We start from the raw sequence: 12,229 nt of genomic DNA on the forward strand, positions 1-12,229 counted from the left end.
GAGCATGGAACCAGTCCAGCATCAGCAGCAGGCTGTCTCCAGAGTTGCCTTGGCGTATGTGGAAAACCCGATTCAATTTTTGGGAGGACTGGGGGAGTAGCTCGTAACCTCACCTTTGATCCTGGCCGGATCAGTGCTTATTTGAGCAGCAGCACGACGTGTGTGGAAATCCAAGAATCATTGACCCGGCTCCCGTCCGCCGTCGCGCTTGGCCTCCTGTTCATCAAAATACTCAGCGAGCAGATCATCCACGACGGGGTCCATCTCGTCCATTGTCTCCTGCGCCCGTTTCTCGTCCTCCGACAGCTCCTCCTCGCCCTGCCACTCAAGTTCCCATGCCCGATACCTGAGCCGCAGACTCGGCCAGTCATAGGTGTCGTCGTCTGTGACCGTGGAAGCAAGCGGCTCTGGTGCCACCACATCCACTTCCGCCAGCGCCCGACGGAAGCACCAGCGCGCCTCGATGAGCCACACCCTGATCCGCGTGAGAGCGATACCCGCCAGCCAGACCTCCTCGTCGTCGGGCATGGGTAGTTCAAACAACGTTGGCGGGTAGGCCTCCAACTTCACCCGGAGCGCTTCCAGCTCGCGCTCTCCGCCCCGCCTCGTCGCGAGCATCTCGTGGATCTTTTGAAGCATCGCAGCGTGTTCTGATTCCAGCAGCTCCCGCCGCGCCCGTCCCTCGGCATCCTCGCGATGCTCACTCAAGTCCCGCAGCAGGAACAGGATTCGATCCTCTTCAAGCACGGTCTTCGGTCGGTGCTCCTTTGGGAGGCTGGCCTCGGCAGTTTGCACGTGCTGGGTCGCCACAAGCAAGAAGGAGAGTTCGGCCTGTTGCTGCCACCCCAAGGCCACGGTCGGCACGAGGATTGGAGGATCGAACAAGTTCCGTATCCACGGGCGCTCCGCGCAGTCTCGGCGGCGGTTCGCGTCCTCCCGCGCCAGTTCGTTCTCCCTCACCAAGCGCTCGAACCGCGCGCATTGCATCTCGGCTGCCTCGACCCACATCAATCCCTCGGACCACAGCTCAGGGCCAGGCCTCTTCCGTGATTTTGCCATGTCAAGGATGTTCGCACACCGCCGCCGTTGCCACCACGGAAGCAGCGGTTGGTATTCGCCGACGGACACACACTTTGACTGCCGACCGCTTTGTTCCAGTACCCTTCAACCTCCATCCGAACCGCGCCTACCATGGAGGAGGGGAGCACCTATCGTCCGCTTGTCGGGACACGCCATGGCATCACACATCGAGAATGGGCGGGATGATCACACCCTTGGAATTGCGACGTTGCGCCCCGGACACCGCATCAGCGAAATCCGTCGGCACCTCCATGATCGGCATCCTGGCCGGGCCCGCTACCAGGTCATTCCCACGCATCATCCGCCCGCCGGCGGGGCAAGTTTTGCGGCTATGGCCTCGGCCGAATATCAAACCCACCTCTACTGGCGCTCCCGCAAGAGAGACGTCAGAGTGCGCCTCGCCGCGATCAGAGAGGCCATAGCAGCCTCGCCTCATGTGTGGGATGACCTGTCCGCCGATGGCGTGCAGGAAGGGGTTGAGTCCTCGATCGAGGACGACGCACTGTTGGTGGCCGCCGTCGATTCCCTGGGAGACTTGAACGCCGAGGAACGTCCCTACTTTGGGAAATTTTTGGCCGAAACATATCTACGAGATGCTGATGGACGCAGAAGAGGCTTACTGGCACCAATTCTTCCGCAGGCGCTGACCGAAAGTTGTTGCGACCGAGATTCAGCAAACCGACTTCGTGCCGCGGTTATGGACCACACGGCAGACACAGCTGGAGCCGGTCGTGTATGGGACTAGGGACAGACCTCGATGGGACAATCAGGAGAATGACGACGGCCCTTCCCGACCTCTGGACCGACTGGTGCTCCGTCACGGGCGTGCCCGCCGGGAGGATCGACGAGGCCTCACTCTCTCGTTTTGTGCAGCAGGTACAGCCGTCCCGGGCTGTGCTCGCGGCGCTGCGCCGGCGGCTGGCTCCCAAAGATCCACCGGCCCCCGCGTGGCCGCGCGGGCACACGGAGGACACCGGCTCCCTGCAGCGGCTGATCCGGCGTGGGACGGCGATCATCCAGCACCCGGGCACACACTGGGTTTTCCGGCTGCGGATGCGCCGGATGCTGTTCACTGCGGTGCTGCTGGCACCGCGCTCCCACGGAGGCCTCGGACTGGACAGGTCAGGTGCGCTGGGACTGCGGCCGGACGGAATGCACCGGGTGCGCGGGCAGATCGGCGTCGCCCCGGAACCGGAGGACTGCCCGGCGTGCGCCACCTGGTCGTGGCTTGATGTGATCGGCACCAACAGCGGGTGGTCGCACAGTTCCGTCCGGGTCCTGGGACACCGCCGCGACGAAGTAGGCTCCGCGCACCGGCACCTGCGGCCGGATCCCAATCCGGATTGGCACCTCTCCATCGGCTTGCTGCCAGCCGTGGACCGCTGGGGATGGATCGATGCCTACCGCTCCATGCACCCATCCTCGCTGTCGGCGGTCATCAGTGCCGCGGCCCTGCTGCTCGACGGTCCGGAGCCCGCACCTGCGCCGGTGCCTGCTGCAGCTGCGATGCCGGCCAGCCCCCGGCGGCAGATGTCGCGTGAGGAGGAAGAGCAGATCCTCAAGCGCGCCGACGAACTGACCGCGCGCGTCGAGGCGATCCTTCGCGAGTTCGATACCGGCCGATAAAGTCGTGTGTATGGGATTCAACTGGGAGCAGGTCCTCGGGACCAAGGGTGCAGACCTCTCCGACACCTACGACCAGAGCGCCTCGGACGCGCTGTACCAGGACCACCCGGGCGCGGCTCCGCAAGCAAGTCCGGAAGACCCGGGCGATGAGGTCGTCCGCCTGCCTTTCGACGAGAGCTGAGCCTTCAAGCTCCCACGCCGGGGTGTCCGTTTTGAGACATAACCTCAGGTCAGCGCGCATGCACACTTAAGTGTGTAGTCCCCCGGGGGCCGGTAAAACCATGCTGGCCGAACGGTTGCCCGGGTTGCTGCCTGACTTGGCTGATACGGCTGCCATGGAAGTCACCGCAATCCACTCCCTGGCCGCGATCCAGTCTTCAGCGGCGCGTTTGATCCGCAGGCCCCCTTTTGAAAACCCCCACCATAGCGCCACCGCGGCGGCCATTATCGGTGGCGGTTCGGGACTTCCCCGTCCAGGCGCGGCGTCGCGGGCACACCGGGGCGTCCTTTTCCTGGATGAGGCACCGGAATACGAGCGCCGGGTACTCGATGCCCTCCGCCAGCCGCTGGAAAGCGGCGAACTGGTCATCCACAGGTCAGCGGGCACTGCAGCCTATCCTGCCCGGTTCCAGCTGGTACTGGCCGCGAATCCGTGTCCGTGCGGCAAGGCGACCGGCAAAGGGACGGACTGCACATGTACGGCGATGATGCGGCGCCGGTACTTCGGGCGAATATCGGGTCCACTGCTGGATCGGGTGGACATTCAACTGCAGGTGGAGCGGGTGTCCCTGGCGGACTTTGGCAGTGCGTCACAAGAAGAAGACACCGCCACAGTCGCGGACCGGGTACTGGCGGCGCGGTCACGGCAGCTGGAGCGCCTTGTACCTTTCGGTCTCGAGGCCAACTCGCAGGTGCCCGGTCGCGTGCTGCGCGGAGAGCTGAAGTTGCCTCCGGGCACCACTCGGGTGCTGGACATCGCCCTTGAACGAGGTGCACTGACAGCGCGCGGTTACGATCGCGTCCTTCGGCTGGCATGGACACTGGCGGACCTGGACCAAACTGACAGGCCGGATATCAACCACATCGGACAGGGCCTCGGACTCCGCCAGGCTGCATCCGCAGCATGAGACGCAATTACACGAAAGGACCACGCCACGTGCCAACAACCAGTCAGGAAAAGGAACGCATAGCCCGGGCGGCGCTGGCGCGGCTCATGGAGCCGCAAGACTCAGTGGGCCTGGCCCTGGTGCGGGCTGTCGGAGCCATCGATGCCCTGGGGGTGGCAACGGGGGAACTGGGTACTGGGCCCACGCTGGAGCAGGAAATCTCCGAGCTCCTCACGGACGAGGGAGGCCCTGCCACGTGGCCAGGCCTCGCCGCCAGCCTCCGGCGTTGGGCACCGCGAGTCGCCGACCTCGCCCCTGAGCGCGACATGGAGACAATGCGGCGCTTGGGTGGGAGAGTCATTGTTCCAGGAGATGAGCTGTGGCCGGTGCAGCTGGCCGACCTCGGTCTGCAGGAGCCACTTTGCCTGTGGTGGAGGGGCAACGAGCAGCCGTTTCCCACTGCCCGACAGGCCGTGGCACTTGTTGGTTCAAGGGACAGTACCAGCTATGGCGCATCAGTGACCGGAGACTTCGCCTACACCCTTGCGCAACGCGGATACACGGTGGTCTCAGGCGGCGCTTACGGGATTGACGCCCATGCGCACCGTGGGGCCTTGAGCGGTGGGAGTGCCGACATACCCACCATTGCGGTCATGGCAGGCGGGGTTGATCGTTTCTACCCGTCGGGCAATGAAGAATTACTCAGGGCCGTGTCGACGCAGGGAGCTGTGATCGCGGAGGTACCGCCCGGATCGGCTCCCACTCGCTACAGGTTCCTCCAAAGGAACCGGCTCATTGCCGCAATCGCTTCGGTCACCGTGGTAGTGGAAGCGCGCTGGCGTTCGGGGGCCCTCAACACAGCCCACCACGCTGAGACGTTGGGCAGGGCTGTGGCAGCTGTCCCAGGGTCGGTGCACAGTGCCAATTCCGCCGGTTGCCACCGCCTCCTCAGGGACGGCGGAGCAGTATGCGTAACTGATGCCGGGGAGATCGCCGAGCTGGCGGGCGCAATGGGGGACATGGACGGTGGAGAGAAAGAATCTCCTCCCGCAATACACGACGGATTGTGCCTGGAGGACCTCATTCTCCTGGATGCCCTCCCGCTAAGATCCGCCAGTTCAGTAGAGAAACTGACGGTGGTGGCCGGACTCAGTCCCGACGCCGTCCGTGCAGGGCTTGCACGGTTGAATGTGCTGGGGCTCGCCACTTCGGACCGTGGAACGTGGAAGAGAGCCAAGAATGCCTAGCCGGGCCGAGGAAGGGTATGTTGATGCTGCCTGTTGATACCCGCTACTGGCACAGTGGGAAGGGTGGACGGCCAATCATTACCAGAATCGCTGCAAAGCGCAGTTGAAGGATTCCGGCGCTATCTGGCGGGGGAACGCGCCAGGTCTGCGCACACCGTTCGTGCCTACATTGCCGATGTCGAGAGCCTTCTCGGTTTTGCTGTTCAGGAAGGTGTCGGAGAGCTCGGAGATTTGGAGCTCGGTTCCCTTCGACGCTGGCTCGGTGCCCAGAGCGAAGCAGGCATGGCCAGGGCCACATTGGCCCGCCGAGCAGCCACCGCACGATCGTTCACCTCGTGGGCGTTGCGGGAAGAGCTGATTGGCGTTGATCCCGCCGTCAGGTTGCAGGCCCCCAAGCGGGAAAAGTCCCTGCCGGGTGTCCTCCACCAACAGCAGGTGACCAGGATGGTGGGTGACCTGACAACGGCGGCCGAGGAGGGCGGTCCCATGGCCGTGCGGAACCGTGCCATGGTGGAACTGCTGTATGCCACCGGAGTCCGCGTAGGTGAACTCGCGGGCTTGGATATTGACGACCTCGATCCTGACCGGCGGACACTCCGGGTGCTGGGCAAAGGTAACAAGGAGCGCACGGTGCCATTCGGTGTCCCGGCGGCGGTCGCCGTCGACGACTGGTTGAGGCGAGGGCGGCCAGCCGTCGTGACTGCCTTGAGCGGACCCGCATTGTTCCTTGGGGCACGGGGCGGCAGAGTGGATCCACGGCAAATCCGCGCAGTGGTGAACAAAATGCTGCAGGATCTGGGTGATACTTCGGCCACCGGCCCCCATGCGCTCAGGCACAGTGCCGCCACCCACCTGCTCGACGGGGGTGCGGGCCTCAGGGCTGTGCAGGAAATCCTCGGCCACAGCAGCCTCGCGACGACACAGATCTACACGCACGTTTCCGTGGATCGGCTGCGGAAGAGCTACCAGCAAGCGCACCCACGTGCGTGACGCGCGCAAGTAAACTCCGCACTGGCGGAAACCGGCAGCGTACGGCAAAATGAAAGCACCACGGGGAAACCTTCAATGCACACTTGAGGGTTATATCTGTGCCAATATCGTCAGTAGCACTTCATATAAATGAATAGCCTGTCAGGGCACGCTTGAATTTCATGGCACCCGCAGCAACAGCAAACATCCAGGCAGAGGTCGTTGGGGAAGACGTACCTACAGCTATGGAGGATGGAATGTCTGTTGCAACAACCCGCGGTGTCTTGTTTGTGCACTCGGCCCCGACGGCACTTTGCCCGCACGTTGAGTGGGCCATCGGATCGGTCGTGGACAAGCGGACCGATCTTGAGTGGACCCCTCAGCCTGCTGCGCCCGGGATGTTCCGGGCTGAGCTGTCGTGGACCGGTACGCCCGGCACGGGGGCGCAGTTGGCGTCTGCCCTAAGAGGGTGGGCCCACCTGCGCTACGAGGTTACCGAAGAGCCGAGCCAGGGCGTCGACGGGGCCCGTTGGTCCCATACACCCGAGCTCGGTATTTTCCATGCCGTCACAGACGTGCACGGGAACATCATGGTCACTGAAGATCGCATTCGCTATGCCTACGAGTCCGGTGCGGGGGATCCCTCAGCCGTTTACCATGAACTGTCCCTCGCGCTCGGTGAAGCGTGGGACGAGGAACTCGAGCCGTTCCGGCACGCAGCCGAAGGCGCACCCGTGCGTTGGTTGCACCAGGTCGGCTGACTCGAGACAAACACCACCCCATAGCAATGAAGAGGGCCCCACCGGATGGCGGGGCCCTCTTCATGTCTTCAGGCCGGGGCCTGGACAGTGCTTCTAGACGTTTCGGACAGCGATGACAGCGTTGTGTCCGCCGAAGCCGAAGGAGTTGCTCAGAGCGACGATATCGCCCGCTGGCAGGTCGCGAACGGAGGTCACGACATCGAGGGGGATCTCCGGGTCCTGGTTCTCGAGGTTGATGGTCACCGGTGTCTTTCGTTCGTAGACAGCCAAAACCGTCAGGACGGCTTCAACGGCTCCGGAAGCTCCCAGCAGGTGACCCATTTGGGACTTGGTGGCAGAGACCGCCACATTGTCCACGTGGGTGCCAAGGGCAGCCCGCAGTGCAGTGTACTCAGGCTTGTCGCCCACCGGTGTCGACGTGGCATGGGCGTTGACGTGGACAACGTCTTCAGCCTGGATGCGGCCGTCGAACATGGCAGCCTTGAGGGCCCTTGTAGCGCCGAGGCCCTCAGGGTCCGGTGCCGTGATGTGGTAAGCGTCCGCGGTCACCGAGGTTCCGGCAAGCTCTGCGTAGATCCGTGCTCCGCGGGCGATGGCGTGCTCCTCGGCCTCGAGGACCAAAGCTCCGGCACCTTCACCCATGACGAAGCCGTCACGGTCGATGTCGTAGGGGCGCGAAGCGCGCTCCGGCTCGTCATTCCGGCGGGAGAGCGCCTGCATGGAGGAGAACGCCGCCAAAGGCATCGGGTGGATGGCTGCTTCAGCGCCACCGCAGACCACCACGTCAGCCTTGCCGGACCGGATCAGGTCCAGGCCAAGGTGGAGCGCTTCCGTGCCGGACGCGCAGGCCGAAACAGGCGTGTGTGCTCCAGCGCGGGCGCCGAGGTCCAGGCTGACGGCAGCGGCTACGCCGTTGGGCATCAGCATGGGGACTGTCATGGGAAGTACCCGGCGGGGACCCTTGTCACGGAGGGTATCCCAAGCGTCCAGGAGCGTCCAGACGCCGCCGATGCCAGTAGCGAAGGCCACTGCCAAGCGGTCGTGGTCGATCTCGCCGATACCGGAATCCGCCCATGCCTCACGGGCGGCAATGACACCAAACTGCGTGGAAGGGTCCATGCGCTTGGCTTCCACCCGGCTCAGGACGTCCAGGGCCGGCGTCGAGCACCGGGCAGCAAAGTGGACGGGGAGGTCGTACTTGGCCACCCACTCATCTTCGAGCGTACGGGCGCCGGAGACCCCTTTCAGCGCGTTCTGCCACATTGTGGGTACGTCGCCGCCGATGGGAGTGGTGGCCCCCAGACCGGTTATGACTACTTTGCGTGCCATGCGATCACTCTCTGTCGGATCAGCCTGCCCTCCCGATGGATGCACGGGGGGAGGCAAGAAAAACTCTGGGCGTTATTGCGGCTGTGCCGGGCGCAAGGAGGAATCCCGGCCCGGCACAGCGTTGTCAGGACTAAGCCTGTGCGTTTGCGATGAAGCTGACGGCGTCGCCGACGGTCTTGAGGTTCTTTACCTCTTCGTCGGGGATGCGAACGCCGAACTTCTCTTCAGCGTTGACAACGATGGTCATCATGGAGATGGAGTCGATGTCCAGGTCCTCGGTGAAGGACTTGTCCAGTTCCACGGCTTCGGGGGCAAGGCCGGTTTCTTCGTTGACGATTTCAGCCAGGCCGGCCAGGATCTCTTCGTTGCTAGCCATTGTTGGCTCCTTTTCTTGTTTGTACCGGCTACTGCCGGAAAGGGGGGCAAACCGCGGTTACGGTTTGGGTTTGTAAGTCGTATTCAGTTGGCTGGAGGCCACCGGGACTCCAGGTTCTACGGCAGGACTACTACCTGCGCCCCGAAGACCAGGCCCGCTCCGAAGCCGATTTGCAGGGCAAGGCCGCCGCTCAGTTCCGGGTTTTCCTTGAGTAGGCGGTGTGTGGCCAGCGGGATGGAAGCGGCTGATGTGTTGCCGGCCTGGGCGATGTCGCGGCCGATGACAACGGACTCGGGGAGCTTCAGCTTCTTGACCATCTCGTCGATGATGCGCATGTTCGCTTGGTGGGGAACGAATGCCGCGAGGTCTGCGGCGTCGATACCTGCAGCGTCCAGGGCTTGCTGGGCTACCTTTGCCATCTCCCACACGGCCCAACGGAACACGGTCTGGCCATCTTGGCGCAGTGTGGGCCAGACATCCTGGGTGGCCGAAAGAATGGCGGGGTCGTCGATTTCGTCGGAGTGCCGTGCGGACTCACCAAGTTTCTTGACGTCTTCCAGCGAGTGCGTCATGCCGATGGCGTCCCATTTGCTTCCATCGGAACCCCAGACGGACGGGCCAATGCCGGGGGTGTCGGACGGGCCAACAACCACTGCACCTGCGCCGTCGCCAAGCAGGAAGGAGATTGTGCGCTCGTGGTTGTCGATGACATCCGAGAGTTTCTCGGCGCCGACCACCAGGACGTACTGCGCTGCGCCGGAGCGCACCAGGGCATCAGCCTGGGCCACGCCGTAGCAGTACCCGGCACAGGCGGCCGAGATATCGAAGGCGGGTGCCGGCGTCGCGCCCAAACGTTCGGTGAGGGCGGCGGCGGCCGACGGCGTGGCGTAAGGGTGAGTCACGGTCGAGACAATGACTGCGCCCAATTGGGACGGTTCGATTCCGGCCTGCTGGATTGCTTCGCGCGCAGCACCTTCGGCCATGTCGATCACGCTGACATCCGCGGCGGCGCGGTGGCGGGTGATGATGCCGGTGCGCTGGCGGATCCACTCGTCGGAAGAGTCGATCCACTGGCAAACGTCCTCGTTGGTGACTATGACGTCGGGCCGGTAGGCGCCGATGCCCAGGATGCGGGCGTTCTCATTGACCGCAGTCTTGTTCAGTACCGGGGTGCTCATGCCTGTCCTTCCAATTCAGCGAAAAGTGCAAGAGCCGCGGACAGGTCATCCGGGGTTTTTACTGCAACGGTCTTCACGCCGGGCATGCCGCGCTTGGCGAGGCCGGCAAGGGTCCCGGCGGGTGCAAGCTCGATGACGCCCGTGACTCCGCGCTTGACCATTGTTTCCATGCACTTGTCCCAGCGAACGGGCCGGGAGACCTGTGCAATGAGGCTCTCGACGGCCGCCGTGCCATCCGTAACTTCCTGGCCATCGTAGTTCGACAGCAACGGGACGGACGGGCTCTGGGGCGACAACGATGGCTTGAGGGCTTCCAAAGCGCTCACCGCAGGGGCCATGTGCGAGGTGTGGAATGCGCCCGCAACCTTAAGGGGAATGACGCGGGCCTTGGCCGGCGGGTTGTCTGCGAGAGCCTTGAGCTGGTCGAAAGTGCCGGCCGCGACTGTCTGGCCCGCGCCGTTGACGTTGGCCGGAGTTGCGCCGGAAGCTTCAATGGCTGCCAGGACCTCGGCGGGGTCGCCTCCTACCACGGCGCTCATGCCGGTGGGAGTCACTGCCGCTGCCGCTGCCATGCTGTTGGCGCGTTCACGGACGAAAGTCATGGCTTCGGCGTCGGTCAGGACGCCGGCAAGGGCGGAAGCCGTGATCTCACCGACGGAGTGGCCGGCCAGGATGACCGGGAGGCTGCTGAGCTCGACGTCGAAGAGCGAAGTTGCGGCTACCAGGCCGGCTGCAACAATCAGCGGCTGCGCTACTGCGGTGTCCTTGATGGTCTCTTCGTCAGAGGTGGTGCCGTGGGCCTTGAGGTCAATGCCTGCGATCTCGCTCAGGGAGGCCAACTGGCCTTCGACGGAGGGGAGTTCCAGCCAGGGGGCCAAAAATCCGGGGGTCTGGGAGCCCTGTCCAGGGCAGACGATTGCAAGCACGTATCCAGCTTTCCAAATTGCCACGTGATCCACTGGTGTTTTGGTACACCAAGCTCACTGGGTCAGTTTGTAGGAAGTCTACAACGGTTCAGTTCTGTGAACGCGACGCGTGACGTTCCGGGGCGGCTTTGGGTTGGGCCGAAAGCCGGCCTACAACCAGGGCCGTTTGCAGCACAAACGCCTCCCTGGGCAGGAGCGGATCCCAGCCTGTGACGTCGCAGACACGCTTCAAACGGTAGCGCACAGTGTTGGCATGCACGAACAGTTCCCGGGCCGTGGCCTCCAGGGAATGACCCAGCTCAAGGTAGGTTCCAAGGGTTTCCACCAGGCCGTTTGAGGCTGCGAGAAGGGGCCGGTAGATATTTTTGATCAGCGATCTGCGGGCCGCGTCATCGCCCGAGACCACACGTTCGGGGAGCAGGTCATCGGCCGCCACCGGGCGCGGGGCCGAAGGCCAGGCGCGGGCGGCCGTGAGGCCCGCGAAAGCCGCTTGTGCCGAACTGCTCGCCTCGACCAGCGAACCGGCTTCGGGTCCGTACACGACGGCGCCGGGGGCGAACAATTCGCTGAGTTTGACGTAGGCCGTGTCCCGGTCCTGTACGCCGCCCAGAATGAGGATCAACCGGTCGCCCTGGATTCCCACCAGTGCGTCCTCGGCGAAACGCCCGGCCGTCCGGCGCAGTTCGCTGACGTAACTGGCGCTGGGTTCCGACGGCGAATTGCCCACCATGACGGTGAACCTCTCCTGGGCTTTCCAGCCCAGGGCAGCGATCCGGGACCGCAAAGCGTCAGTGTTTTCGCCTCGAAGAATGGCATCTACTATCAAGGCCTCAAGGCGTGTGTCCCAGGAACCACGCGATTCAGCTGCACGTGCATAAACGTCCGCTGCCGCAAACGCGACCTCCCGCGAGTATCGCAGGACCGCTTCGCGCAACGATGGCTGGTCCGACTCCGGAGCGATCACGGGTACCTGGTCTTCGACAACTTCGACGACGATGCGGATCAGCTGCAGCGCCTTTTGCAGGCTGATGGAGCGCGTCAGTTCGGTGGGGGCGTTACCAAAGACATCGGTGAGGATCCACGACGGCGAGCTCGGACGCTCGTACCACGTCACGAATGCGGCGATGCCATTCTGGGCCACCAATCCCAGCGCCGAGCGCTCGTCCGAGCTCAGGCGGCTGTACCAGGGCAGTGACTTCTCGAGCTTTCGCATGGTGCTGGTGGACAGTTGCCCAACGTTGGCGCGCAGCTGCCGCAGGGTTTCGGCCTTTTCGGGCGACAATGCCGGGGTTGCTGCCTTGCGCTTGGAAGTTGTTTTGACGGGCTCTGCCATGGAACGAGCATACGGCCCATCCCGGGCAAGCTCCATTTGTGAGAAGGCTACAACTGACGTCGCTGCCCGTCACGTCCTGCCGGGCACCCTGGTTGCCCCCTTAAAGCCCGACGGCGGCCCCCACCTTTCGGTGGAAGCCGCCGTCGCGGTACTGCTGTTGTTGCGGGACGTGCCCGGCAACTATTTAGGCGTCGCCGCCTGCTCCGCCGGTGGTGCCGGCGTTCACGTCGAGCAGCTTGTAGCGGTCAATGGCCTTCTCCAGTGCGTCCTCCGCAACTTCGCCCTTGGCGGCGAGGAG

Annotated in this window: 12 protein-coding genes and 1 pseudogene; 7 read left to right on the forward strand and 6 right to left on the reverse strand. The window is 63.9% G+C overall.

Features of this window, described 5'->3' with window-relative positions; translation table 11 throughout:
* Window positions 1-177: 177 nt before the first annotated feature.
* The gene (locus tag NEK97_RS17685; protein WP_171619670.1) at window positions 178-1,059 is read right to left on the reverse strand and encodes a hypothetical protein; all 882 of its coding nucleotides are present in this window, start codon (window positions 1,057-1,059) and stop codon (window positions 178-180) included.
* 175 nt (window positions 1,060-1,234) lie between these two features.
* On the opposite strand from NEK97_RS17685, the gene NEK97_RS17690 reads away from it, so the two are divergent.
* The 7 genes and pseudogenes from NEK97_RS17690 to NEK97_RS17720 all read left to right on the forward strand — a co-directional run bounded on the left by NEK97_RS17690 (window position 1,235) and on the right by NEK97_RS17720 (window position 6,789).
* Window positions 1,235-1,825 (forward strand): hypothetical protein, encoded by a 591-nt coding sequence (locus NEK97_RS17690; RefSeq protein WP_171619672.1) that lies wholly within the window; start codon window positions 1,235-1,237, stop codon window positions 1,823-1,825.
* 29 nt (window positions 1,826-1,854) lie between these two features.
* Window positions 1,855-2,706 (forward strand): hypothetical protein, encoded by an 852-nt coding sequence (locus tag NEK97_RS17695; protein WP_171619674.1) that lies wholly within the window; start codon window positions 1,855-1,857, stop codon window positions 2,704-2,706.
* 10 nt (window positions 2,707-2,716) lie between these two features.
* Window positions 2,717-2,887 (forward strand): hypothetical protein, encoded by a 171-nt coding sequence (locus NEK97_RS17700; protein WP_171619676.1) that lies wholly within the window; start codon window positions 2,717-2,719, stop codon window positions 2,885-2,887.
* A 79-nt stretch (window positions 2,888-2,966) separates the two neighbouring features.
* Window positions 2,967-3,833: pseudogene (locus tag NEK97_RS17705) on the forward strand (YifB family Mg chelatase-like AAA ATPase); the annotation flags it as partial.
* Entirely contained in the window at window positions 3,830-5,059 is a 1,230-nt protein-coding gene (dprA, locus tag NEK97_RS17710) for a DNA-processing protein DprA (protein ID WP_374111544.1), read from the forward strand. The pseudogene NEK97_RS17705 and the gene dprA, both read left to right, overlap by 4 nt.
* Window positions 5,060-5,113: 54 nt before the next feature.
* The gene (locus NEK97_RS17715) at window positions 5,114-6,049 is read left to right on the forward strand and encodes a tyrosine recombinase XerC (protein WP_374111546.1); all 936 of its coding nucleotides are present in this window, start codon (window positions 5,114-5,116) and stop codon (window positions 6,047-6,049) included.
* A 236-nt stretch (window positions 6,050-6,285) separates the two neighbouring features.
* Window positions 6,286-6,789: a DUF3145 domain-containing protein gene (locus NEK97_RS17720; protein ID WP_026005636.1), complete on the forward strand. Its 504-nt coding sequence runs from the start codon at window positions 6,286-6,288 to the stop codon at window positions 6,787-6,789.
* A 93-nt stretch (window positions 6,790-6,882) separates the two neighbouring features.
* Here NEK97_RS17720 and NEK97_RS17725 read toward each other — a convergent pair whose 3' ends face one another.
* From NEK97_RS17725 to NEK97_RS17745, 5 genes are all read right to left on the reverse strand, one after another.
* The gene (locus tag NEK97_RS17725; RefSeq protein ID WP_235522075.1) at window positions 6,883-8,118 is read right to left on the reverse strand and encodes a beta-ketoacyl synthase; all 1,236 of its coding nucleotides are present in this window, start codon (window positions 8,116-8,118) and stop codon (window positions 6,883-6,885) included.
* Window positions 8,119-8,248: 130 nt separating this feature from the next.
* Window positions 8,249-8,494 carry an acyl carrier protein gene (locus NEK97_RS17730; protein WP_175320862.1) on the reverse strand — a complete coding sequence of 82 codons (246 nt, stop codon included), beginning with the start codon at window positions 8,492-8,494 and terminating at the stop codon, window positions 8,249-8,251.
* A gap of 116 nt (window positions 8,495-8,610) precedes the next feature.
* The gene (locus NEK97_RS17735; RefSeq protein WP_257371061.1) at window positions 8,611-9,672 is read right to left on the reverse strand and encodes a beta-ketoacyl-ACP synthase III; all 1,062 of its coding nucleotides are present in this window, start codon (window positions 9,670-9,672) and stop codon (window positions 8,611-8,613) included.
* A complete protein-coding gene (locus NEK97_RS17740; RefSeq protein WP_257371062.1) occupies window positions 9,669-10,598 on the reverse strand; it encodes an ACP S-malonyltransferase in 930 nt (309 codons plus the stop codon). Before NEK97_RS17740 ends, NEK97_RS17735 begins: the two co-directional genes overlap by 4 nt.
* A gap of 88 nt (window positions 10,599-10,686) precedes the next feature.
* Window positions 10,687-11,931, reverse strand: a complete 1,245-nt coding sequence (locus NEK97_RS17745) for a CdaR family transcriptional regulator (RefSeq protein ID WP_211713534.1) — start codon at window positions 11,929-11,931, stop codon at window positions 10,687-10,689.
* Between the last annotated feature and the right edge of the window lie 298 nt (window positions 11,932-12,229).

The organism is Paenarthrobacter sp. UW852 (assembly GCF_024608385.1).
Lineage (GTDB): Bacteria > Actinomycetota > Actinomycetes > Actinomycetales > Micrococcaceae > Arthrobacter.

Bases quoted from the DNA above. Each gene is read 5' to 3' on its own strand.
- NEK97_RS17700 (WP_171619676.1), top strand. From the start codon at position 2,717: ATGGGATTCAACTGGGAGCAGGTCCTCGGGACCAAGGGTGCAGACCTC.
- NEK97_RS17735 (WP_257371061.1), bottom strand. From the start codon at position 9,672: ATGAGCACCCCGGTACTGAACAAGACTGCGGTCAATGAGAACGCCCGC.
- NEK97_RS17720 (WP_026005636.1), top strand. From the start codon at position 6,286: ATGTCTGTTGCAACAACCCGCGGTGTCTTGTTTGTGCACTCGGCCCCG.
- NEK97_RS17685 (WP_171619670.1), bottom strand. From the start codon at position 1,059: ATGGCAAAATCACGGAAGAGGCCTGGCCCTGAGCTGTGGTCCGAGGGA.
- dprA (WP_374111544.1), top strand. From the start codon at position 3,830: ATGAGACGCAATTACACGAAAGGACCACGCCACGTGCCAACAACCAGT.
- NEK97_RS17690 (WP_171619672.1), top strand. From the start codon at position 1,235: ATGGCATCACACATCGAGAATGGGCGGGATGATCACACCCTTGGAATT.
- NEK97_RS17745 (WP_211713534.1), bottom strand. From the start codon at position 11,931: ATGGCAGAGCCCGTCAAAACAACTTCCAAGCGCAAGGCAGCAACCCCG.
- NEK97_RS17725 (WP_235522075.1), bottom strand. From the start codon at position 8,118: ATGGCACGCAAAGTAGTCATAACCGGTCTGGGGGCCACCACTCCCATC.
- NEK97_RS17695 (WP_171619674.1), top strand. From the start codon at position 1,855: ATGACGACGGCCCTTCCCGACCTCTGGACCGACTGGTGCTCCGTCACG.
- NEK97_RS17730 (WP_175320862.1), bottom strand. From the start codon at position 8,494: ATGGCTAGCAACGAAGAGATCCTGGCCGGCCTGGCTGAAATCGTCAAC.